Origin of the sequence: Undibacterium sp. KW1 (assembly GCF_009937955.1) — a bacterium.
In the GTDB taxonomy this organism is placed as follows: Bacteria; Pseudomonadota; Gammaproteobacteria; order Burkholderiales; family Burkholderiaceae_D; genus Undibacterium.
In genome coordinates this window covers 5257078-5278346 of record NZ_AP018439.1, presented here as the reverse complement: position 1 = coordinate 5278346, position 21269 = coordinate 5257078, and the positions used below count along the sequence as shown (strand labels likewise).

Sequence of the window (21269 nt, the reverse complement as noted above, 5' to 3'; positions counted from 1 at the left end):
AACTATCTGCATATTTTTAAAAAGTGGACTGCATTCACTCATACGCAGGCAACCTGCGCTGTTCATCCGCATTGAAATACTGCTTGCGTACCTGGTCTAGTGCAGCCTGTTTTTCGGTCGCGCTGTGGAAGGCCATTTCGGTATTCAGTTTATTCTTTTGCTCCAGGTATTGTTGTATGCGGGCTTTCCAGATGCTTTCTTCTCTATCGACTTCGGCGAGTCTGCTGGCGGCTTCTGGTGAAGTGGCGGCGGCGCGCATTTTATAGATGTCTTCTTCACTGGCGCCTGTGGCACGCAGATTGGCGGCTTGTTCTTCAAGGCGTATGACCTGGTAGGGGGCATTTTTTTCTTCGCGCAAGGCAGCGGGCAGGGCGTCGTCAAGGGCTTTCAGTTGTGCCTGTTTCTGTTCGGGGGTGAGGCTGGCGTTTTCGGAGACATCAAGGCGGTTCAGGGCATCGATGTCGTAGGCGTCATCAAAGCCAAACATGGCCTGGTTTTCTTTTTCACTGAAGAAGCGCTGGCGGGTTTGCTGCATGGCAGACCAGCGCTGGCGGGCTGCTGAGGCCATGCTGGTTTTACCCGCGCTGATGTTTTGTGCATTGGCCTCTACGCTGACCAGGGCTTCTTTATACTGGATGTAGCGGGCCAGCAGGTTCTTGGCTTGCAGAGCTGCATTGCCGCTGAGTTTTTGATCCAGTACTCTTTCAATTTCGGTGCGTATCTCGGGCAGTTTTTTTTCGCCGGTCGCTGCCAGGTAGTAATCAAACAGCAGTCGCAATTCTGCGCTGACCTGTAATTGGCTCATGTCACTCTGGCTGATATTGCCATCGCGGGTAGTGCCTTCAAATGAGCGTACAAAGTCAAAGCTTTGATCGCTCTTGCGCTGCTTGATGGGCTCGCTATTGCTCTCTGATTTGAGGGAAGTAAAAACGAAAAAAACCGCGACGACCAGGGCCGTCGCGCCAGCAAATGCCAGATTGGCTGTTCTCATAGACTACCGCTCCTTGTTCAAATTTGCATCTTGTTGCGGGGACTGCATTCAGAGGCCGTATTACAAAATTACAGGCCCTGATTTTTCAGGCGATTCGCATGTTGACGATACAGGGTAACCGGATTGGTTTCAAAGATATTGATCAGGCCTATGGTCTGATTCACTTCGTCCAGGTGGTTCATTGCATAGTCATCCCGTATGACCTTGCCCAGATGGGTGGAGCAACTGGCGACCAGGCCATCATTTTTTTCACCTGAGAAAGCCAGTGAAGTCAGTGCCAGCGCTGGGTCTATGATGTCGAGCACATTGGTATAGGGCTTGGCACCACTCCAGGAAAAATATGCAACACCTCGTGCCGTGTAGGCACCTTCACCGCAAGCTGTCGTTGGTACGCCTTCTGGGTATTTGGCGTTGAACTTCAGTGAACCAGCCGTGCTCAGCGAATTGGCTGCGGCCAGTGCATCTTGCGACATTTTTGGTTTGCCTGACAGGAAGCTGATGACTTGTGCCAGGCCATTCGTGATCGAGACCAGTACGGTGTTCGACAAGGAACCTGCCGGTGCTACACCAAGCAAGACGTCTGCCACCTTGGAGCCACGGTTGACACCGCCTACCGAAGTAGCTGACGCCACCAGGTCAGGCCTGACAGAAGCCACATAGCGTATGGTGGGACCACCGTGGCTATGTCCAATCAGGTTGACTTTGCTTGCGCCTGTGACTGCCAGGATTTGTTTGACCTGGGTCAGCAATTGTTCGCCCCGGACTTCGGTGCTGTTGGCAGCCGCAACCTGGGTGACATAGACCTTGGCACCATCACTGCGCAAGGCCGAGGGGATTCCGTACCAGTAATCTACCGGGCCGATGTTATCGAAGCCGAACAGGCCGTGCACCAGCACGATCGGATATTTTGTCTCCGTATAACCTGCTGCCCACGACGGTGCTGGTAACACCATCATGGCCATGACGAACATCACTACACTTTTTACCATTTGTTTTTTCATTTTGTCTCTTTCATTGTTATCGTTGAAATGAAACGCAGCGGTGCCTATGTGCCTGCTTCTGTGAGCAGGTCTTGATATGGCAAGCTCAGGCTAGGTTCGTCAGGCTTGATTAGCAAGTTGCTATGCAACATAAAACAGACCGGAAAATGAGGAGTGTTGGGAATTTGTGACGGCACAAGCGGCCATATAAATAGTTAAATCATTTATATGCACTCTGTAGTTCCCTGAGCAAGGCATGCAGTTGCGGGGTTTTAGATGAAATTCACTAAAATGCAGTCTTGCGTTTTTGGCGGGCAAGTTTGTCGGTTCACCACAACAGGCGCTCTGCTGCTACTTCTCTGTTGCCACTTTTCTCTTGCGATGTCTCCCGCGTCTTCATCCCATGTATGTATTGCAGAACCAGTCATCAATCTTGGCTGAGCCATCTGCTTACGCGTAGTGCCAAATGAGGACAGTCCTTGTCCGGGCGCGCAGCCTGGGGCGCCAGCTGTGGCTACCGTGTGTGTTCAACCAGCCTGAACAAAAAATCATACATGGATGCTTTTAATTTTTTAAAACTGGTATACGATGAACATGTGATATATCAGTTGAACTTCAAAATAAAATTATCCGGAGATGGCAGCATGGATGAAAAGCAGCGTCTGTTCCGCAGTCAGTATCAGGCTGCGACCAGCCCTTATTACAATGGCGTCTTGCACGGCCTGTTTGTATTTGGCCTGGGTATTGCCCTCATTGTGGCAGCGCTCAATCAGGTGCAGGCAGCCAGTTGGGCCTGGCTGGGCGTGCCAGCGACCTTGCTGATTGCCAATCTGAACGAGTGGTATGTGCACAAGAACCGCTTGCACAAGCGTGGCAAGAACCGCTTGTCACAATTGATCTGGCATCGCCACACCAAGGAGCATCATCATTACTTCACCCATGAAGAAATGCGGGTAGCCAGCACACGTGAATACCGCATCGTATTTTTCCCGGCCTATGCTCTTGTGTTGATCGCTATCCAAAGCATTTTGCTGGGTCTGGTCTGCGCGCTGGTGGCGGGACGCAATCTTGGCTACATCGTATTTGCCACTGCCATCGCTTTTTATCTTTTGTATGAAGCCATGCATTTTCTTTGCCATGTCGATGAAAACAGCGTGGTCAGGCATCTGCCACTAGTGAATACCATGCGCAGGAATCACATGGTGCACCATACCCAGGCGTTGATGACCGACTACAATATGAACCTGACATTTCCTTTTGCTGACTGGCTGCTGGGTACATCAGACTTGCAGCGCAGTTTGCTGGGCACCATCTTCAATGGCTATGCTTCGCAACACCTGAAGCCGGAAGTAGCCAGGCGTTATCAGGAGCTGGGCATGCAGCCCCCGGCGCCACATGTGCAAGCGCCGCTACAGCCAGTGAGCGTGGTGGTGCTGTCCCCTGATGCCAAAAAAAACCTATGAAACAACGGCCATTTACCTCATCAACAGACCATGGATAAATCAGAATTCAGCAAGCTTTTTCCTGTTATCAAAAACGAGTCGCAAGCTGCGCGCGCTTATCGCCTGCTGGAATTGCGTATCGTCTCGCTGGACCTCAAACCCGGCCAGGCGATTACTGAAAGTGAACTCTGTGAATATCTTGATCTAGGCCGTACACCAGTGCGTGAAGCCTTGCAAAGACTGGCGCAGGAATGGCTGGTCAAGGTTTTGCCCAGGCGTGGCATGATAGTCAGTGAAGTTGATTTGCAATGCCAGATGCGTTTGATAGAAGCGCGCCGTGCGATGGAGTCCAGCCTGATACGCATCGCCACCCGCAAGGCGAGCAAGGGTGAGCGCGCACAGTTCCGTGGCCTGGCAGAAGGCTTTCGCCAGGCAGCCAGCAAGGCAGATGAACTTATCCTGAGCGAAACCGACGCAGCTTTTAATCAATTGGTGTTCGCGGTGGCAGGCAATGAATTCCTGGTCTCGGCCTTGCAGCGTATGCATGCCCTGACACGCCGTTTCTGGAAGATGCAGGCACAGTTTGAAGACATCCTGCATGTTACCGCCATGACCCATGCTGACCTGGCCGATGCCATCGCCAGTGGCGATGCTGATGGCGCCGTTGCCGCCACAGAAAAGCTGCTCGACCATGTCGAAACCTATACCCGCGCTGCGCTGGACCGCAGCTGAAAGTATGCCATGGCTACACATATCTACAATGCCATAGAGATACAGCGCCCTGTCCGCCAGGTGTTTGACTACGCCTGCTCGCCCACGCACTGGCCGGACTGGCATCCCCCATCCCTGAAGCTGTATATGGATCATGCCGGCATCGCCACCAGCGGTACCCGCTTTGAAGAAGATGTACGTGCCGGTGGCCGCACCGGGCACCTGGTATGGACGGTAACTGAATGCCAGGATCTGCAACGCTGGACCGGGCAGGCAACAGTTGATAATGGCGCCCGCCTGACAGTCAGTTATCAATTTTCAGCGGCACCAGCAGGAACCTTGTTTGAAAGGCATCTGCATTACGATTTGCCGAACCCCTTGCTGAACATTCTCAACTTCCTGATTTTGCGCCGCCGCATCGCCGAAGAATCAGCTTTGTCATTAAGGCAACTGCAGGCAGTTTTAGAGGCAGGCTGAACTTTTTATATCATTTCATTATCCTTTCAGACCATTTTTTTCAAGTTCGGGTATAATCCCCGGTTCTGTCCAAAATTTCCTCTTCAAGTCGTTTGATCGTTTGAATTTTCGTCGGGATTGAACATCCTTACGGAACAGGTTTTTGTGGATTCTTTCTCTCTTAGGTTGGTGCAAATTAATTTGGGGGTGGGGATGTCCGATCTGGCTTCTTTGTCTACACTCGCGCGTTCTGACGCGCAACTTCCGGTTTACGTGTATTTTGATGAAACGCTGTTACAGCGCGAAATCAAAGATTTATTCCATTCTGGTCCGCGTTATGTCGGCCATGAACTCATGGTGCCCAATGTCGGCGACTTTGCCACGCTTGCTGCCGAAAATGAAGGCCGCATGCTGGTGCGCAGTGCGCAGGGCATAGAACTGATGTCGAATGTCTGCCGTCACCGCCAGGCATTGATGTTCAATGGGCGTGGCAATACCAATAATATTGTCTGCCCGCTGCATCGCTGGACGTATGACCTCAAGGGCGAACTCATCGGTGCGCCGCATTTTGCAGACACCCCTTGCCTGAATTTGCAGCGTACACCGCTGCAAAACTGGAATGGCCTGCTGTTCGAGCAAAACGGCTACAACGTCATGGAACGCATGTCCAAACTCAGTGTCACCCAGGACCTGGATTTCACTGACTATATGCTGGATCATGTCGAAGTGCATGAATGTGATTACAACTGGAAGACTTTTATTGAAGTCTATCTGGAAGATTATCACGTTGAGCCTTTCCATCCTGGTCTGGGCAGTTTTGTATCTTGCGATGACCTTAAATGGGAATTCGGCGAAGACTACAGCGTGCAAACTGTAGGCGTGCACAAGGGCTTGCAAAAGTCCGGTTCGCCCACTTACCAGCGCTGGCAAGAACAAGTGCTGAAGTTCCGTAATGGCGAAGCACCCAAGTACGGCGCGATATGGCTGACCCTGTACCCCAACATCATGGTTGAATGGTATCCGCATGTCCTGGTGGTCTCTACCCTGTGGCCTACGGCGACTGGCAAGACCCGTAATGTGGTTGAGTTTTATTATCCTGAAGAGATCGTGCTGTTTGAGCGCGAATTCATCGCGGCTGAACGTGCAGCCTATATGGAAACCTGCGTCGAGGATGATGAGATAGGCCAGCGCATGGATGCCGGGCGCAAGATTTTGTTTGACCGTGGCGTCAATGAAGTCGGCCCCTATCAATCGCCCATGGAAGATGGCATGCAGCACTTCCATGAATGGTACCGAAGAAAAATCGCGGTATAGTGCAAGCAATGTAAATAAGGGAGGCGTGGGCCTCCCTTATCTTTTGGAGTCGTGTTTTTATGCAGTCTTTATGGATGCTGGTGGCCAGCTTTCTGTTTTCCATCATGGGTGTTTGCGTCAAGCTGGCATCGGCCGATTATTCAACTTCAGAAATCGTCGCCTACCGTGGTGCGATAGGCATGCTGATGATTGCTGCGCTGATCAGGTTCAAAGGCGGCACTCTAAAAACCCGTATGCCCTATCACCATCTGGTGCGTGGTGGCGTGGGGGTGGTCTCGCTATGGTTATGGTTCTATGCATTGGGCAAGTTGCCGCTGGCAATGGCCGTGACACTGAATTACATGTCGCCGATCTGGATTGCCGCCATCCTGCTCGTCAGCGCCTGGTGGGGCAAGCAGCGTGGCCTGACCTGGCAGCCGGTAGCCGCCATCCTCATGGGCTTTATCGGCGTGGTTTTGTTATTGCGACCCAGCATACATGCTGACCAGGTCATAGGTGGCATGATCGCCCTGCTATCCGGCATGCTGGCAGCCTGGGCGTATATGCAGGTGAGGCAGATGGGCTTGCTGGGCGAGCCTGAATACCGCGTGGTATTCTATTTTTCCATGACCTGTGCTGTCGCTGGTCTGCTGGGCACGCTGATAGGCAAGTCCTTCCACGCCACAGTGGGCGATGTCACCTGGCATCATCTTGACAGCAGGGGCATCATGCTCTTGCTGGCGATAGGTGTGACAGCCGCCAGCGCGCAAATGGCCATGACACGTGCCTATAGACTTGGTAATACCCTGGTCACAGCCAACCTCCAATATGTGGGCATCGTCTTTTCCAGTGTATGGGATGTGCTGATCTGGAAAGAAAGCCTGGCCTGGCTAAGCTGGGTGGGTATAGCGGTGATTTTATGCAGCGGCTTGCTGGCGACATTCTATAATGCCAAAACCAATCGCAAATCCATACCCGGCGATGCCATCAGTTCAGAATAATCATCATCTTTTTTCAGGAGACCAGGATGTACACCACATTGATCAATGCAACAGAGCTGGCATCCCACATCGCCGACACCAACTGGGTCGTGCTGGATTGCCGCCATGATTTGATGGATACCAATGCAGGCCAGGCTGCCTATGAGCAGGGCCACATCCCCGGCGCGCAATTTGTGCACCTGGACCAGCGCCTGTCGGCTGCCAAGGTCGATGCTGATGGTGTTTTCCGTGGCCGCCATCCCCTGCCTGAGAAAGCGGATTTCATCGCTACTTTGCAGGCGCTGGGCATCAATGATGACAGTCAGGTCATCGTCTATGACGCGCATGGTGGCATGTTTGCCGCACGCCTGTGGTGGATGTTGCGCTGGGTGGGGCACAGGGCGGCTGCCGTGCTGGATGGTGGCTTGCCAGCCTGGACTGCGGCAGGCCAGCCAGTCACGACAGAAGTGCCACCTGCACGCAGCGGTAGTATCACAGACAAGCATGCACTGGCGCTGACCGTTGGTGTCATTGACGTATTGGGCAATATCAGCAGCGCTGCCAGAACCCTGGTCGATGCCCGCGCTGCTGACCGCTTCCGTGGCGAGAATGAAACCATAGACCCGGTAGGTGGCCACATTCCCGGTGCCAAAAACCGCTTCTTTAAAGACAATCTGCAAGCCGATGGACGCTTCAAACCGGCAGAACAGTTGCAGCAAGAGTGGTCTGCCATCGTGGGCGATGCCAGCCATGCCATCATGCAATGCGGTTCAGGCGTAACGGCCTGTCATAACCTGCTGGCGCTGGAAGTGGCAGGCTTGCACGGCGCGGCCTTGTATCCGGGATCGTGGAGTGAGTGGTGTGCGGATACGTCCAGGCCGGTGGAGCGCTGAGTTGAGGCCGGGTGGATTATGGTAGGTTGGGCTACGTTTCACCAGCCCAACACTCGGCGTTCAAATGACGTATTCGTTGATGAAGGCCCAGTGTTGGGCTGATACCCCGTAGCCCAACCTACGAGGCTTGTCTCAACCTTGGAAGCGCAGCCTTGTGAGGCCAGACTGCAAAAGATTACTTGTGACTAGTCACAAACAACACCAGCACCACTCCCAGTGAAATCAGAATAATCTGCGGTATCGTTTCTTTAATCGTCGCCCGCCTCTGCATCTGCGGCATCAGATCACTGACTGCGATATAGATAAACCCGGAAGACGCAAACACCAGCACATACGGGATCATGCCGCTCGCGCTTTCCAGCGTGTAATAGCCAAGTACGCCGCCAACCACACCCATCATGCTGCAGATCAGGTTATACATATATGCACGCATGCGGCTGAAGCCAGCGTTCAGCAAAACGATAAAATCACCTATCTCTTGCGGGATTTCATGCGCGATAATCGCCAGGCCGGTCACCAGGCCAAGTTTTGGGTTGGCCAGAAAGGCAGCAGCGATCAGAATGCCATCGGTAAAATTATGCAGTCCATCACCCACCAGTATCATCCAGCCAGCCTTACCAGCCTCATGCGCATCATGGCCATGCTCATGGTGATGACCGTCACCCTCATGATGATGTGAATGGCGCAGAATGGCGAATTTTTCCAGCAAGAAGAAAGCCAGCAAGCCGCCCAGCAAACAAGCAAACAGCGTACGTGTGTCCGCCCCAGACTCAAAAGCCTCAGGCAGGGCATGCAACAAAGAAGTCGATAGCATGATGCCGACCGACAAACTGACCATGCGTTCTACAACTTTTGATAGCAATGAAAACGAAAAAATGGCAGCCGCAGTGATGCTTAATACACCAGCAATCGTGGTAGCAAACAGGATGGATAACAGCGTGGAGTGAATTTTAAGCCTCGGGAATTTGCAACCAGGTTGCAAATTAAAACATATTGCGGGGTTTTCTGCAAATCAAGTTGGTTCTCTTGTCAACATCGGGATATGCATTATTCGCCGAATCCTATGGTTCCTTGGCTATAATGAATGACGTTGTTAATTCACAATCTATCTCACTACTACCAATCCACAAGATGAAAACAATACAGAGTATTTTTTCCGCAGCCTTATTACTGATGTTATCTGCCTGCGCCCAGACCAGTGGTGTCGGGGTTTCTGGAAATGAAAACTCTCCTGCACTGATGCCTTTTGATGACAAGCTTGAAGCTTTGAGTCCTGCTTATACCGGGCAAGTATGTGGAGATATCGTCGGAGATGTCAAAAAACTCCGTTTGATCAAAGACGAATTTGAGTCAACTGCAGATTATCAGAGCAGGGTTGGACAAATGGCAAACGCCGGTTTGCGTGGTCAATTGCGCTTGTCCGACACGCTGGCTTTTGTCGTACCAAGAAACGTGCTGGAATTCAATTATGATGCAGACAAAGCCCAGATGAGTGGTTCATTTGAGATTGGAGACTACAGTCAGTTGAGTAGCGCGAAAACTGAAATATTAAGTAGCAGGACGCTTAATCAAACGTACGAAGGTGCCAGCAAAGGTCGAACAAGAAGCGCCTCTGGTATTGAAGTTTATGTCGATCTTTTTCAGTACCGTGTTTGTGCTTTGAATATCGCCAATACCCGCGCTTGGCAGCGAGTCAGGCTCGATTTCAACATACCGGCAGATGAGGCGCGCCTTGCTAAAAGCAGATTAAGGATACTGTATGTTGGGCACCTGGTACCGCAATTCATACAGAGTTACCTGCATGTCCGAAGCCCTTCTGCTTCCCGAATGACAGAAGGAACTTATGCCGGTAATGCGCTGGTATTCCAGCTGGAGCAAATTTGGGTGTTTGATCAGGGCACTGGACGGGTATATCAGAAGATCAAGCCATCGAATTGATGGCAGGTGCAGGTAAAGGGAGCTTTCCTGCGCAACTGAAATGTACCGCATCGTCAGAAATAAAAAAAATATTGCAGCATTGCTGGTAATCGGTTCAAACAGGAATGCTGCGAAATGCCAGCGATATTTTTTGAACTATATACTTTCGTCCTGCTATCGCCTTCACCAAAGACATATCAATGAAAAAATGGATAGTATATTCTCTGGTGTTGTTACTCGCTTTTGACCGGGCCCAGGCAGCAGACAATACAAAGAATAATCAGAAAACACAATTCGATGATTCACCAGTTTGTGAACCAGTACCTGTATCCAAATGCTGGAAGCGTCTCGCTGATTATCTGGAAAAAGCAAAACCGCCCCAGAACGAGCGCGAATTTGGTGAGCAGTTATTTTCGTATATCATGATGGCAAAACTGGCGTATTGGGCTAGGGATTTTTCTGATGCGAAAAAATTTAACCTGCTTGCAGTGGATTTGAGCAAAAAAAGAAAATTTACAGGAAGAGATGCCGATATGAGTGCCAGTATTGTTGGCATCATGATTAACATCAATTTAGCAAATCTTGCTTTGAGCACGCGTGAATATGCAGAGGCATTGGGCTATCTGGACCAGTATTCCTCCATCTGGGGAAAACTGGGCAAACCTGAAGGTGAGCCTGACGAGCTTGTGTTGATGCGTTGTGCCGCGCTGATAGGCTTACAGCGTGCTAGCGAAGCCGAGGTCCTGCTTGAGCAATTGCTCAAGAAACTCAATTTTTCCGGGCGAGCCCCCTGGGAAGCTAATCCCATCGGTTTGGAACCAGTCAATCCCTATGAGTCAGGGCGCCGTATTGCCGCCCACTTCATGCGGGAAGGGAAACACGAAAAAGCCCTAGTCCTGCTGCAAAGCATGGAGCAGAAGCGCGCGCAGACCATTTCGCAAATGCCCAAGGAGCCCGTAGCGGGAGGATATTGGGCCACGCACGGTGAGCCAACCGCCTTGCTGGATGATCAGGCAGCGATTTACCTGAAACTGGGGCGCGACGCTGAAGCTGAACCGCTGTTGCGCGCATCTTTATTGGTACAGGAAAAGAAAGCTGGCAAGCGATTGCCGCTGGTGCTGACCAGGCTGGCTGAACTGAGTCAGCGCAAAGGCCAGATTGCCGAAGCTGATGCCCTGATGTTGCGGGCGAAAGCAATCCCCAAGCAAGAGCAATGGGAAAAGATAGATCCTTTGGCACAGACGCTGGGCTACCTTGATTGAGCAAAGCAGGAATGCTGCGAACACTATAAATGCTGCAAACAAGCCGTCTGTAGGGTACCTGTTAGCGCACCGATTTTATATTGCCACTGTTCTCGATCTATCATCATGGCCATCACAGCCGGTGCGTTGAAACGTACCCTACCGGCTGTCATTCATGTGTCGCTTTGTCGCCGGGATCTGCTGAGTGGTTTTAATTAGCCTGACTATTTCTAAACTTGGTATTCAAGAAAATGAAAAATAAAATATTTTCCCTCTTTTTCATCCTGGGCATGGTGCTTCCATTTGCCGTGAAGGCAGCAGACCAAAGCAGCCAGAATCCAGTCAACCAAGAAACCTTGATGGTTTGTTCTAACCTTGATATGTATGCAGACTTCGCAGTAGACGGACGTGACTCTGCACTGCCGAAGGAGGTTGCATTCAACATGGTCCAAGCATCAATGAATCGTCATCTTAAAATTCCGGCAAATTTGCTGTCTGAATACATCGCTGTTGTTGGCAAAATCTATGAGCTTATTTATGCCGATCAGACCATCCAGCGTGGCGCGACTCAAGCTACAATTGTCGATGCCTGTTCGCATTACAAAGGCCAAAATGCAGATACGCGTTATATTGCCAACTACCTCGAAAGAAACCCACGGTCTGCATGGGATCCATTGAAGCGAGTGCCTCTATGCGAAAATATCGGCCAGTCCGCATCCAATGTTGCCGTTGCCAGAGACAAAGGAATGTCAAAAGAAAGTGCCAGCGCTCTCGTCAAAACTGGATTGCAAAATGACCAGCTTACTTTGCGGGTAATGCCAGCAATAATTAACGAGGTTTTTGAAAATCCTGATGTCGATACTACTTATATTTATGTGTACAACTTACGGAAATGCGTGGCGATAGAGAGCAATCAAAAATATACCGAACTGACAGAATTAAAACCACGTATGCGCAACTGTGAAAAATTAGAAAAAGAGGAAGATAGACTGCAGTGTGATCGAAAGATATTTGGTCTATAAGGCAGGCTGAAACAGCTTCATCTGGATCGAAAAAACTGGAATTGGGGTAAGAGTGGAATTGGGGTAAGAGTGGATCACACGGCCCCTCCTTGTCGCGCAAACGAAGATGGTTCTTGATGATTAATTTGCGTGCGACTATGCTCTGTTATCGCACCCTGGCTGAAATAATTTCAACAATATTTCTTTAAACAGACAGTCACATCAAACTACACCACCGCCGTCCGCATCGTCACAAATTCTTCGGCTATCGTGGGATGCACACCTATGGTCGCATCTACTTGTGCCTTGGTCACACCGCATTGCATTGCCACTGCAAAGCCCTGGATGATTTCGCCAGCGTCCGGGCCTACCATGTGCATGCCTAGTACACGGTCGGTATCGGCATCGACGATCATTTTCATGAGGCAGCGTTCGCTGGAACCTGACAAGGTGTGCTTGAGTGCCTTGAATTCACTTTTGAAAATTTTGACATGGGCATGTTTTTCACGTGCCCTGGCTTCAGTCATGCCCAGGGTGGCGATATTAGGGTGGCTGAATACGGCAGTGGGAATATTGTCATACGACATCAGCTTGCGGCCATGCTGGAACAGGTTGGCTGCAACAACCATGCCCTCTGCCAGCGCTACCGGGGTCAGTGCCACGCGGTCGATGACATCGCCGATGGCATAGATATGCTGAACATTGGTGGCGAAATGCTCATCCACGCTGATGGCACCATTCTCGCGCACTATCACGCCGGCGTTCTCCAGCCCCAGTCCTCTGACATTAGGCTTGCGGCCCGTAGCAAACAGGATGCAGTCACTATCCAGGGTACGGCCATCACTGAGAGTCACTTGCTTGCTGTCACCATGGGCCGTGATGGACAATATTTTGGTATCAAGCGCAATCTCCACACCTTTCTTGCGCATTTCAGCAATCAGGAAATGGCCAAGGTCAGCGTCCATGCTCCGCAAAATTTGGGTGCCACGTTGCACCAGCGTGACCTTGCAACCGAGGCCGTTGAGGATGGAGGCCAGCTCTACCGCAATATATCCACCACCTTGTACTACCGCGTGACGCGGCAGGGCAGCCAGGTGAAAGAATTCGTCCGACGTAATGCCCAGTTCAATGCCGGGCAATTCTGGTTTGATGGGGTGGCCACCAGTGGCGATCAGGATATGATGCGTACTATAGCTTTTACCGTTAACCACCACCGTGTGCGCATCGACTATCTGCGCATGACCGGCGATGACATCCACATTTGCCTTCGTCAGTATCTGGCTGTAGATGCCATTGAGCCTGGCGATTTCCTTATCCTTATTGGCGATCAGGGTAGCCCAGTCAAAGCGTTGCTCACCGAGGCTCCAGCCAAAACCGGCGGCTTCTTCAAAGTCATTATGGTAATGCGCCGCATACGACATCAGTTTTTTAGGGATACAACCTGCATTCACGCAGGTGCCACCCAGCGGGCCCGATTCTGCCAGGGCAACCCGGGCACCATATTGCGCCGCAAAGCGGCTGGCCCGCACACCACCAGAACCGCCGCCTATCGTGAATAAGTCATAGTCGTAAGTGTGCATGGTAGTGGCCCTGGAATATGGTGAGGAAGAAAGATGGACTACACGACGCCGTTAGCCTTGAACCAGGCCAGAGCGCGGCCCCAGCCGTCCTTGGCATCGGCTTCGTTATAGCTGGGGCGGTAGTCAGCATTGAAGGCATGACCAGAATTTTCATACACCTTGAATTCTGATTTGCTATTGCCTTTTTTGAGTTCCACTTCCATCTTGAAAACAGACTCTACGGGTATACCCTGATCCTTGGCACCGTACAGGCCCAGCACCGGTGTTTTCAGGCTGGCGGCGATATCGGTAGGGTGCTTGGGAGTCAATGCCGACGCATCGCCGACCAGCTTGCCATACCATGCCACCCCGGCTTTGACATTCGGGTTGTAGGCAGAATACATCCAGGTAATCCGGCCACCCCAGCAAAAGCCGGTGATACCCAGGCGCTTGGTGTCGCCACCATTATTGGCTGCCCATGCAACTGAAGCATCAAGATCACCCATGACTTGCGCATCAGGCACTTTGGAAATAATTTCCTTGATCAGTTCGGCCACGCTGGCAGCATTTTTTGCATCACCCTGGCGCACAAACAATTCAGGCGCAATTGCCAGATAACCCTGTTTGGCAAAGCGGCGGGCGACATCGGCAATATGTTCATGCACACCAAAAATTTCAGAGATCACCAATATCACTGGCAAATTGCTCTTGCCTTCAGGCTTGGCAAAGTACAAAGGTACTTCTGCACCGGCGACCGTCAGTTTTGCCACGCCATCTGTCAGACCGGCACGGTCAGTCTTGATCATGGTTTGCGCGCTCACTGGAGCAACTGCTGCGGCAAAGCCGACACCAACTGCTGTTTGCATGAAACTGCGGCGGTTGACTGCCGTACTATCTTCAGTGCTACCAACCAGGCTATTAAAGTCTTCGCGAAGCTGCATGGTGTTCTCCTGTAAGGTTTCTTCGTGGGTTATGTATGAAACGCCGGATAAAACAGCATTGCATTGTACAACCGATTACCAAAACCTACCTGTCAGCCCCGCTTGTTTAAGGTTTGGGCCTCAGGGACGGGGCAGTACAGGTGGCGTGCTGTCTGCATAGGTCAGGTAGGCTTGCCACACATCATGGGTACGGCTTTGTGTCAGGTCCAGCTGGCACTGGGCAGACTGGCGATAGCGCACGCTGCCTTGTGCCCAATAAGTATAGACATCGCCACAATGGGCGGCGCGGTATTGTTCCCAGACTTTTTGCGCGGTATCGAGGTTGAGTTTGACGTCTGGAGTCTTGCCAATCCGGCTTTTGGCAGCTTGCAGATAGGTGCCCAGCTTCTTGTCTGCCTTGCTCACTTCGGTAGCCATGCACTGGGCTTCTTCCTGCGTATTTTTCGCTGTTGTACACAGGATTTCAGCCTGGCTGGATGTTGCTATGGTGCAGAGCAAGGGCAACAGTGCTAATTGAATGGATTTCATAAAGTCCTTAAGTTCTTTGAGATTGTCACAACATATCAGCACTGGAATGATGTTAAGTAAATAATAACACAAGGAAATTATCAGAACTTACCCGGAAACAACTTATTTTGAAGCACTGTTTTTGCTTCATCGATGCGGTGATCGTGAATAGCGTTGTGACCAGAAATTTGAAATATCAGTACGTGTATTCGTATCCTGGTTTGCGTCATCAATGCCAGTTATGAAGTTGATCCCTGGTGTCAGGATGCGTTACACAGAGCCAAGCCGTCCATGATTAGCTGGTTTTGACTCAATGCACTACAAATCGGGAATAGGGTATTAAGGATTGCGTGCCGTCTTCAACGGGGTTGCCACGTTCTGCCGTATCCACGTCTGCATGTCTTGCCAGATGCGCTGTACTTCAGCGTCTGGCGGCATTTGCGTGGCGTTTGGCAGCTCGATAGTGACCACCGGGATGTCCTTGTGCAGGCCGCTGTAATTGCCGAGTGAGCCAGGATAGACACCAACACGGTTATAGATCAGGCGGCCAAAGCGGTCCGGTGGCGTGGTCGGGCCGTCAAAGTCGAGTACGCCAAAAGGGGCGTGGACGGAGATGATGACGTCGGGCTTGTACTTTTCTATGGTTTCATACACCCAGCGGCTTTCCGGTTCTGAGATAGGTGCCTTGCCTGGATAGCGGCGCGGGTCGCTACGGGTGACGCGAGCCCAGTAGCTTGGCGCTTCTTTTTGCCAGTTGGGCGTGGGGAAGTTGCGGTTCAGGTCTATGCCCCGTGCATTGACGCGGCGTGGCTTGGTGGCCAGCAAACCGTCAGGATTGACTATCGGTGCTATACGCCAGTTGAATTCCAGCGGGCTTTTTTGCATAGTGTCCATCCATTTGAAGACGATGGAGGATGCAGTCTGTTCATCACCATGGATACCACCCAGCAGCAGTACGCGTATGGCTTGCGGATGTTTGGCATCTGCCTTGATATCGCGGAATAGTACCGGGAAACCGTTGAGCGAGTTTGCACCCGTAGGGCTGAGTTTGCTGTTCTTGCAGTCAGCCAGGCTGACCTTGGGCAGGCGCGCTACCAGTGGCGTGCACCAGTCGCTGACGATTTTTGGTTTGACAGGGGGGGGGCTTGCGTGGATGGTGCTGACGCTGCTGATGGCGTAGATGCTGCTGGTGGAACTGATGCAGCAGGAGTAGCAGACAGGCTGTTTGCAGATGGCATGACCAGCAGGCCAGCCACCGCAAACAAAGCACTGAGGTTTTTGCAGCGAGATGCGCAGAACTTACTTCTCATAAAACTGACCGGCATTCTCGCTTCTACTCCCAGTGCTACCTATTACTTAAAACAATAAAGATACATTACAGTCCGGCAGCGGCACGCAAAATCGCTGCCTTGTCAGTGCGTTCCCAGGTGAATTCTGGCTCTTCACGACCAAAGTGGCCGTAAGCGGCTGTCTTCGAATAGATCGGGCGCAGCAAGTCCAGCATCTGGATAATGCCTTTTGGACGCAGGTCAAAATGCTCGTTCACCAGTGCGGCGATCTGGTCGTCAGGAATGACGCCTGTGCCTTCAGTGTAAACAGTCACGTTCATAGGACGCGCTACGCCAATCGCATAAGCTACCTGTATCTGGCATTGCCGGGCGATGCCAGCAGCGACGATATTCTTGGCCACATAACGGGCAGCATAGGCAGCAGAACGGTCTACCTTGGTAGGATCTTTACCAGAGAAAGCACCGCCGCCATGAGGGCAGGCACCGCCGTAGGTATCAACAATGATCTTGCGGCCAGTCAGGCCGCAATCACCTTGCGGGCCGCCGATAACGAAACGGCCAGTCGGGTTGATCAGGAATTTGGTGTCCAGCAACCATTCTTTAGGCAAGACTGGTTTGATGATTTCTTCAATGACAGCATCAATGAAAGACTGCTTCATCTTGGTTGAGGTTTCGCTCTGGTCAGGGTGATGCTGGGTAGAAAGCACGACAGTATCGATACTGTGCGGTTTGCCATCAACATAACGCATGGTGACCTGGCTCTTGGCATCAGGGCGCAGGAAAGGCAGGCGGCCATCCTTGCGCAATTGTGCCTGGCGTTCAACCAGACGGTGCGCGTAGTAAATTGGCGCGGGCATCAGTTCTGGTGTTTCATCGCAAGCATAGCCAAACATCAGACCCTGGTCACCGGCACCGGTATTGAGGTGATCGTCAGACGCCTGATCTACGCCCTGGGCGATATCATTGGATTGCTTGTCGTAGGCAACCAGCACTGCGCAACCTTTATGGTCTATACCGTATTCAGTATTGTCGTAGCCGATGCGCTTGATGGTGTCGCGCGCCACCTGTATGTAATCTACGTGAGCATTCGTGGTGATTTCACCTGCCAGCACTACCAGGCCGGTATTGGTCAGGGTTTCGGCGGCAACGCGGGAACGTGGATCCTGTTCAAAGATAGCATCCAGAATCGCATCGGAAATCTGATCGGCGACTTTGTCCGGGTGTCCTTCGGATACCGATTCAGAGGTGAAGAGAAAATCATTAGCCATCGCAGGCTCCTATAAAAATTGACCGTAAAAATTATGCCGCAGTCGGAAGAGTCCTGCGACGCTTTAGCGAATTTTATTAACCGCCTCGCAAGTTGTCATTAACTCGGCGGTGGCTGGTCTTCTGTGTTTATCCTGCCCTAAAGCAGGTCAGAGCTAGCCAATATGTGATATTTTACGCTCGTTCTGCATAGTCTGTCGAATATACCCTTATTATTATACTGATACTTGAGCGGCGTCATGCTTGTCACTTTGTTTCGTTTCCTTTCCATCTTTCCATTGTCGGTCTTGCATTTTTCCGGGGCTGTGCTGGGGTGGGTCGTCTATTTGCTGTCTGGCTCCTACCGTCGCCGCCTGAAGCAGAATATCCGCCGCGCCGGTTTCCCTGGTCATCTGCATGAGGCCGTACGTGAGGCTGGCAAGAATATTCTGGAGCTGCCCTTTATCTGGTGTGCCAAGCCCGAGAGGGTATTGAAAACGGCGACGATAGAGAACTGGGAACTGGTGCAGGCCGCACTGGACGCCAAAAAAGGTGTGATATTTTTAACACCACATCTGGGGTGTTTTGAAATCGTCGCCCAGAGCATCGCCGTACGCACCCGCCTGACTGTTTTATATCGCCCGCCGCGTAAAGCTGCTCTCAAACCGCTGATAGAGGGGGCGCGTGCGCGTGACAATCTCTTGCTGGCCCCGGCGAACTTTTCCGGTGTCCGTATCATGGCCAAGGCCCTTAAAAAAGGTGAGGCCATAGGCTTGCTGCCCGACCAGGTGCCGCAAGAGGGTGAGGGCGTCTGGGCCAAATTCTTTGGCAAGCGTGCCTACACCATGACCCTGTCTGCCAAATTGCACGGCATGACAGACGCACCGATTATCCTGACTTTCGCAGAACGCTTGCCCGGCGGTCGCGGCTATGTGATCCGCTTCGTGCCCTTTGAAGAAGAGCTGGGTACAGACCCGGTGGCGCAGGCAACAGCCATTAACCGTGGCATGGAAAAACTGATTGCCTTGTCACCCGCACAATATTTCTGGAGTTATAACCGTTACAAAAAACCAGAAGGCGTCGATGGCCCCGAAGCCAGCGCAGACAGGGAGCTCGCATGAGGGCGGTGCTGGTCCTGATGTGGATTTTGCACTGGTTACCCTTATCAGTCCTTGGGCGTCTTGGTGAGGGAATAGGCAGCATATTATTTATGCTGATACGCAAACGCAGGCATATCACGCTCACGAATCTCTCATTGTGCCTGCCACATTTGAGTGCGGCTGAACGTCAGGCTATCGCCAAACGTCATTTCCAGGTTTATGCGCGCAGCGTACTGGAGCGCGGCATACTTTGGTGGGCTTCAGAAGCACGCCTGCGACGCCTGATACAGCTAGACCCTGCGGTGCCCGTGGTGGCAATGAGTGAGGGCGCGACGATCTTGATGTGCCCGCATTTTGTGAGCCTTGATGTGGCTGGGGTGGCCGTCTTGCTGGAGTCTAACCTGTGTTCGATTTATACCCGCCAGCGCAGCAAGGTATTTGACGCCGCCTTGCGCAAGGGGCGTTCACGTTTCCGCCCGGTCAAGCTGTTTTCCCGGGCTGAGGGTGTCAAGCCCATCATACGGGCGATGCGTGAAGGCCTGCCTTTCTTCATGCTGCCGGACATGGACTTTGGTGCCAAGGATTCTGAGTTCGTGCCTTTCTTTGGCGTGCCTGCAGCGACCCTGACAGCAGTGCCGAGAATTGCCGCAACCACAGGTGCCAAGGTCATTCCTGTCATCGCGACTATTTTGCCTGACTACAAGGGGTGGAAAGTGACTTTCCACGAGCCTTGGCAAAATTATCCGGGCGACGATATTGTCGCGGCCACGCGTTATATGAATGCCTTCATTGAGCAGGAGATTCTGAAAGCGCCAGCCGAATATTTTTGGGCGCACAAGCGTTTCAAAACACGCCCTCCTGGTGAACCCAGCGTTTACTGAGTCAGGTCAGTGACGGCTTGCGCCGTCACTTCCAGTTCTTGCTGCAACCATTCCAGAAACCTCAGGCGGCGCTGGTCTTCATCAAAGTACAGGGATGACAGCAAGACATAGTCTGTGCCGTCTTCCATGAAAGCATGAGGCGCAATGAGTTGCCCGCTGCGGATTTCATCTTCCACCATATACGCTGATGCCATCGCGACACCCAGGCCAGCGCAAGCTGCCTGCAGGCTCAGGTAAAAATGTTCATAGTTCGCCCGGCTTTTACCGCATGTTGTTTGCCTGCTGAGTTTTTGCCACTGCGGCCAGGCATCGGGCCGGGTTGCCGTGTGCAGCAGGCATTGCTGGTTAAGTTGCAGTTTGCCTTGCTTCAGCAAGCCTGGTGTGCAAACCGGAGCGATCAGTTCACGGGCAACTGTGGCTACATGATAGTTCGCATCCCAGGCAAAATCATTGCGCCGCAGAGCAAGGTCTATATGCCCATGGCGCAAATCGACAGAACCGCCAGCAGCGAATAAATGAATCTCCAGCTCAGGGTGTAGTTCTCTGAATTTACCCAGGCGCGGGATCAGCCAGCGCATGGCGATAGTCGGTTCGCAGGAGACTACCAGCGGCTGATCATCGGCCTGCCTGAGCTGGCGCAAACCTGCTTCCAGTTGCCGCATGATGTCAGTGCAAGTGCCTTGCAGACTCAGCCCGGCGCTTGTCAAAAAGATGGCGCGGTTGCGGCGCTCGAATAATTCCAGGCCCAGGTTCTCTTCCAGTTGCTTGATCTGACGGCTGACAGCACCGTGGGTCACATGCAGTTCTTCCGCCGCCCTGACCAGGCTCAAATGCCGTGCGGCGACTTCAAATACACGTATGGCATTCAGCGATGGCAAGTGCTTGGACATGTGTGAGTTTTTCTCAATGATATGTCTGAGTATATATCGATTTTTATGTTTAATGCTGTGCTTCAGAATACACGTATATGTGATGTCTCATCACAAGTAAATATTTCTTATTCTGAGGAAGAAAATGACAGAACTCATCGCCGTCGCCATCATCACCATTCTTGCCGTCATCAGCCCCGGGGCTGACTTTGCCATGGTCACCAGGAACAGTTATCTGTATGGCCGCCGTGCAGGCCTGCTGGCTGCCAGTGGCATAGCACTGGGTGTGCAGGTGCATGTGATGTACACCATGCTGGGTGTAGGTTTGCTGATAGCCAAATCCCCCAGTCTGTATTTCGCCATCAAGATCATCGGTGCGGTCTACCTGATTTATATCGGTTACCAGACTTTTTTTGCCCGCGCTGTCGTTAACGCAGAAGCAGGAGAGGGGCTGTCATTGAATAATCTGGCGGCCTTGCGCGCAGGTTTCATGACCAATGCCTTCAATCCCAAAACCACTTTATTTGTCCTGAGCACTTACACGCAAGTCGTGCAAGTTGATACCAGCCTGCTGGCGCAATTTGGCTACGGCTTGTTCATGTCTGTCGCACACTGGATATGGTTCAGCCTGGTTGCCCTGTTCTTTTCAGATCATCGCCTGCGTGCTGGCATGCTCAGGCAGCAAGTGATATTGAATCGTTTCATTGGCGCAGTGCTGGTCATTCTGGGTGTATCACTTGCCAGTTTGCCGGCCTTGCATTCGTGACATGGTTGACGAAACCCGGATGCACGCCTAGAATTGCGGCAGGTGCTAAAGGGGCGCCTACCCGCACAAGAGGCTCTCACCCTTAGAGGCTGTTACAAAATTAACCTGGCGTTGTTGCATCGCCTTGCCGTACTAAAGTACTGTCTGCGGCGATGGCGCCTAGCCATCTTAATTTTGTAACAGCCTCTAGATATTCACATCCATACT

Annotated in this window: 22 protein-coding genes; 13 read left to right on the top strand and 9 right to left on the bottom strand. The window is 51.9% G+C overall.

Annotated features, from left to right (window positions below; translation table 11 throughout):
- Window positions 1-34: 34 nt before the first annotated feature.
- Window positions 35-991: a lipase secretion chaperone gene (locus UNDKW_RS23730; protein ID WP_162060759.1), complete on the bottom strand. Its 957-nt coding sequence runs from the start codon at window positions 989-991 to the stop codon at window positions 35-37.
- Between the two features lie 68 nt (window positions 992-1059).
- Window positions 1060-1992 (bottom strand): triacylglycerol lipase, encoded by a 933-nt coding sequence (locus UNDKW_RS23725; protein ID WP_162060758.1) that lies wholly within the window; start codon window positions 1990-1992, stop codon window positions 1060-1062.
- A gap of 623 nt (window positions 1993-2615) precedes the next feature.
- Between UNDKW_RS23725 and UNDKW_RS23720 the strand changes: the two genes are divergently transcribed.
- The 6 genes from UNDKW_RS23720 to UNDKW_RS23695 all read left to right on the top strand — a co-directional run bounded on the left by UNDKW_RS23720 (window position 2616) and on the right by UNDKW_RS23695 (window position 7746).
- A complete protein-coding gene (locus UNDKW_RS23720; protein ID WP_162060757.1) occupies window positions 2616-3434 on the top strand; it encodes a fatty acid hydroxylase family protein in 819 nt (272 codons plus the stop codon).
- A 30-nt stretch (window positions 3435-3464) separates the two neighbouring features.
- Window positions 3465-4145, top strand: a complete 681-nt coding sequence (locus tag UNDKW_RS23715) for a GntR family transcriptional regulator (protein ID WP_162060756.1) — start codon at window positions 3465-3467, stop codon at window positions 4143-4145.
- Window positions 4146-4154: 9 nt separating this feature from the next.
- Entirely contained in the window at window positions 4155-4601 is a 447-nt protein-coding gene (locus UNDKW_RS23710) for an SRPBCC family protein (protein WP_162060755.1), read from the top strand.
- A gap of 192 nt (window positions 4602-4793) precedes the next feature.
- Window positions 4794-5894, top strand: coding sequence for an aromatic ring-hydroxylating dioxygenase subunit alpha (locus tag UNDKW_RS23705; RefSeq protein ID WP_162060754.1), 1101 nt, complete (start codon window positions 4794-4796; stop codon window positions 5892-5894).
- Between the two features lie 59 nt (window positions 5895-5953).
- Complete coding sequence (locus tag UNDKW_RS23700; RefSeq protein ID WP_162060753.1) at window positions 5954-6874, top strand: DMT family transporter; 921 nt, start codon at window positions 5954-5956, stop codon at window positions 6872-6874.
- A gap of 26 nt (window positions 6875-6900) precedes the next feature.
- Entirely contained in the window at window positions 6901-7746 is an 846-nt protein-coding gene (locus tag UNDKW_RS23695) for a sulfurtransferase (RefSeq protein WP_162060752.1), read from the top strand.
- Between the two features lie 175 nt (window positions 7747-7921).
- Here the strand turns inward: UNDKW_RS23695 and UNDKW_RS23690 are convergent, their stop codons facing one another.
- Window positions 7922-8671, bottom strand: coding sequence for a ZIP family metal transporter (locus tag UNDKW_RS23690; protein ID WP_162062088.1), 750 nt, complete (start codon window positions 8669-8671; stop codon window positions 7922-7924).
- A 206-nt stretch (window positions 8672-8877) separates the two neighbouring features.
- Here UNDKW_RS23690 and UNDKW_RS23685 point away from each other — a divergent pair, with 206 nt between their 5' ends.
- The 3 genes from UNDKW_RS23685 (at window position 8878) to UNDKW_RS23675 (ending at window position 11926) form a co-directional block, all read left to right on the top strand.
- Window positions 8878-9684 (top strand): hypothetical protein, encoded by an 807-nt coding sequence (locus UNDKW_RS23685; RefSeq protein WP_162060751.1) that lies wholly within the window; start codon window positions 8878-8880, stop codon window positions 9682-9684.
- A 179-nt stretch (window positions 9685-9863) separates the two neighbouring features.
- Window positions 9864-10925 carry a tetratricopeptide repeat protein gene (locus tag UNDKW_RS23680; protein WP_162060750.1) on the top strand — a complete coding sequence of 354 codons (1062 nt, stop codon included), beginning with the start codon at window positions 9864-9866 and terminating at the stop codon, window positions 10923-10925.
- A gap of 230 nt (window positions 10926-11155) precedes the next feature.
- A complete protein-coding gene (locus UNDKW_RS23675; RefSeq protein WP_162060749.1) occupies window positions 11156-11926 on the top strand; it encodes a hypothetical protein in 771 nt (256 codons plus the stop codon).
- Between the two features lie 206 nt (window positions 11927-12132).
- On the opposite strand, the gene gorA is transcribed toward UNDKW_RS23675, so the two are convergent.
- The 4 genes from gorA to UNDKW_RS23655 all read right to left on the bottom strand — a co-directional run bounded on the left by gorA (window position 12133) and on the right by UNDKW_RS23655 (window position 15905).
- Window positions 12133-13485, bottom strand: coding sequence for a glutathione-disulfide reductase (gorA, locus tag UNDKW_RS23670; RefSeq protein ID WP_162060748.1), 1353 nt, complete (start codon window positions 13483-13485; stop codon window positions 12133-12135).
- Window positions 13486-13523: 38 nt separating this feature from the next.
- Window positions 13524-14405: a dienelactone hydrolase family protein gene (locus UNDKW_RS23665; RefSeq protein ID WP_162060747.1), complete on the bottom strand. Its 882-nt coding sequence runs from the start codon at window positions 14403-14405 to the stop codon at window positions 13524-13526.
- Window positions 14406-14525: 120 nt separating this feature from the next.
- Window positions 14526-14933 (bottom strand): lysozyme inhibitor LprI family protein, encoded by a 408-nt coding sequence (locus UNDKW_RS23660; protein WP_162060746.1) that lies wholly within the window; start codon window positions 14931-14933, stop codon window positions 14526-14528.
- 318 nt (window positions 14934-15251) lie between these two features.
- Window positions 15252-15905 carry a M14 family zinc carboxypeptidase gene (locus UNDKW_RS23655; RefSeq protein ID WP_255431556.1) on the bottom strand — a complete coding sequence of 218 codons (654 nt, stop codon included), beginning with the start codon at window positions 15903-15905 and terminating at the stop codon, window positions 15252-15254.
- A 25-nt stretch (window positions 15906-15930) separates the two neighbouring features.
- On the opposite strand from UNDKW_RS23655, the gene UNDKW_RS30670 reads away from it, so the two are divergent.
- Window positions 15931-16092: a hypothetical protein gene (locus UNDKW_RS30670; protein WP_232063095.1), complete on the top strand. Its 162-nt coding sequence runs from the start codon at window positions 15931-15933 to the stop codon at window positions 16090-16092.
- Between the two features lie 195 nt (window positions 16093-16287).
- On the opposite strand, the gene metK is transcribed toward UNDKW_RS30670, so the two are convergent.
- On the bottom strand, window positions 16288-17469 hold the full coding sequence (metK, locus tag UNDKW_RS23650) for a methionine adenosyltransferase (protein ID WP_162060745.1): 1182 nt from the start codon (window positions 17467-17469) through the stop codon (window positions 16288-16290).
- A 237-nt stretch (window positions 17470-17706) separates the two neighbouring features.
- On the opposite strand from metK, the gene UNDKW_RS23645 reads away from it, so the two are divergent.
- Both UNDKW_RS23645 and UNDKW_RS23640 read left to right on the top strand, forming a co-directional pair.
- The gene (locus UNDKW_RS23645; protein ID WP_162043288.1) at window positions 17707-18567 is read left to right on the top strand and encodes a lysophospholipid acyltransferase family protein; all 861 of its coding nucleotides are present in this window, start codon (window positions 17707-17709) and stop codon (window positions 18565-18567) included.
- The gene (locus UNDKW_RS23640) at window positions 18564-19427 is read left to right on the top strand and encodes a lipid A biosynthesis acyltransferase (RefSeq protein ID WP_162060744.1); all 864 of its coding nucleotides are present in this window, start codon (window positions 18564-18566) and stop codon (window positions 19425-19427) included. The genes UNDKW_RS23645 and UNDKW_RS23640 overlap by 4 nt, the downstream gene beginning before the upstream one ends.
- Here UNDKW_RS23640 and UNDKW_RS23635 read toward each other — a convergent pair.
- Window positions 19421-20317, bottom strand: coding sequence for a LysR substrate-binding domain-containing protein (locus UNDKW_RS23635; protein WP_174247613.1), 897 nt, complete (start codon window positions 20315-20317; stop codon window positions 19421-19423). The genes UNDKW_RS23640 and UNDKW_RS23635 overlap by 7 nt on opposite strands.
- A gap of 124 nt (window positions 20318-20441) precedes the next feature.
- Between UNDKW_RS23635 and UNDKW_RS23630 the strand changes: the two genes are divergently transcribed.
- Complete coding sequence (locus UNDKW_RS23630; protein WP_162060743.1) at window positions 20442-21062, top strand: LysE family translocator; 621 nt, start codon at window positions 20442-20444, stop codon at window positions 21060-21062.
- Window positions 21063-21269: the final 207 nt, after the last annotated feature.

Excerpts from the sequence above, each read along its gene's own strand:
- UNDKW_RS23665 (WP_162060747.1), bottom strand. The coding sequence starts at position 14,405 with ATGCAGCTTCGCGAAGACTTTAATAGCCTGGTTGGTAGCACTGAAGAT.
- UNDKW_RS23705 (WP_162060754.1), top strand. The coding sequence starts at position 4,794 with ATGTCCGATCTGGCTTCTTTGTCTACACTCGCGCGTTCTGACGCGCAA.
- UNDKW_RS23695 (WP_162060752.1), top strand. The coding sequence starts at position 6,901 with ATGTACACCACATTGATCAATGCAACAGAGCTGGCATCCCACATCGCC.
- UNDKW_RS23640 (WP_162060744.1), top strand. The coding sequence starts at position 18,564 with ATGAGGGCGGTGCTGGTCCTGATGTGGATTTTGCACTGGTTACCCTTA.
- UNDKW_RS23660 (WP_162060746.1), bottom strand. The coding sequence starts at position 14,933 with ATGAAATCCATTCAATTAGCACTGTTGCCCTTGCTCTGCACCATAGCA.
- gorA (WP_162060748.1), bottom strand. The coding sequence starts at position 13,485 with ATGCACACTTACGACTATGACTTATTCACGATAGGCGGCGGTTCTGGT.
- UNDKW_RS23635 (WP_174247613.1), bottom strand. The coding sequence starts at position 20,317 with ATGTCCAAGCACTTGCCATCGCTGAATGCCATACGTGTATTTGAAGTC.
- UNDKW_RS23645 (WP_162043288.1), top strand. The coding sequence starts at position 17,707 with ATGCTTGTCACTTTGTTTCGTTTCCTTTCCATCTTTCCATTGTCGGTC.
- UNDKW_RS23725 (WP_162060758.1), bottom strand. The coding sequence starts at position 1,992 with ATGAAAAAACAAATGGTAAAAAGTGTAGTGATGTTCGTCATGGCCATG.
- UNDKW_RS23720 (WP_162060757.1), top strand. The coding sequence starts at position 2,616 with ATGGATGAAAAGCAGCGTCTGTTCCGCAGTCAGTATCAGGCTGCGACC.
- metK (WP_162060745.1), bottom strand. The coding sequence starts at position 17,469 with ATGGCTAATGATTTTCTCTTCACCTCTGAATCGGTATCCGAAGGACAC.
- UNDKW_RS23715 (WP_162060756.1), top strand. The coding sequence starts at position 3,465 with ATGGATAAATCAGAATTCAGCAAGCTTTTTCCTGTTATCAAAAACGAG.
- UNDKW_RS23700 (WP_162060753.1), top strand. The coding sequence starts at position 5,954 with ATGCAGTCTTTATGGATGCTGGTGGCCAGCTTTCTGTTTTCCATCATG.
- UNDKW_RS23685 (WP_162060751.1), top strand. The coding sequence starts at position 8,878 with ATGAAAACAATACAGAGTATTTTTTCCGCAGCCTTATTACTGATGTTA.
- UNDKW_RS23630 (WP_162060743.1), top strand. The coding sequence starts at position 20,442 with ATGACAGAACTCATCGCCGTCGCCATCATCACCATTCTTGCCGTCATC.
- UNDKW_RS23675 (WP_162060749.1), top strand. The coding sequence starts at position 11,156 with ATGAAAAATAAAATATTTTCCCTCTTTTTCATCCTGGGCATGGTGCTT.
- UNDKW_RS23710 (WP_162060755.1), top strand. The coding sequence starts at position 4,155 with ATGGCTACACATATCTACAATGCCATAGAGATACAGCGCCCTGTCCGC.
- UNDKW_RS23730 (WP_162060759.1), bottom strand. The coding sequence starts at position 991 with ATGAGAACAGCCAATCTGGCATTTGCTGGCGCGACGGCCCTGGTCGTC.
- UNDKW_RS23680 (WP_162060750.1), top strand. The coding sequence starts at position 9,864 with ATGAAAAAATGGATAGTATATTCTCTGGTGTTGTTACTCGCTTTTGAC.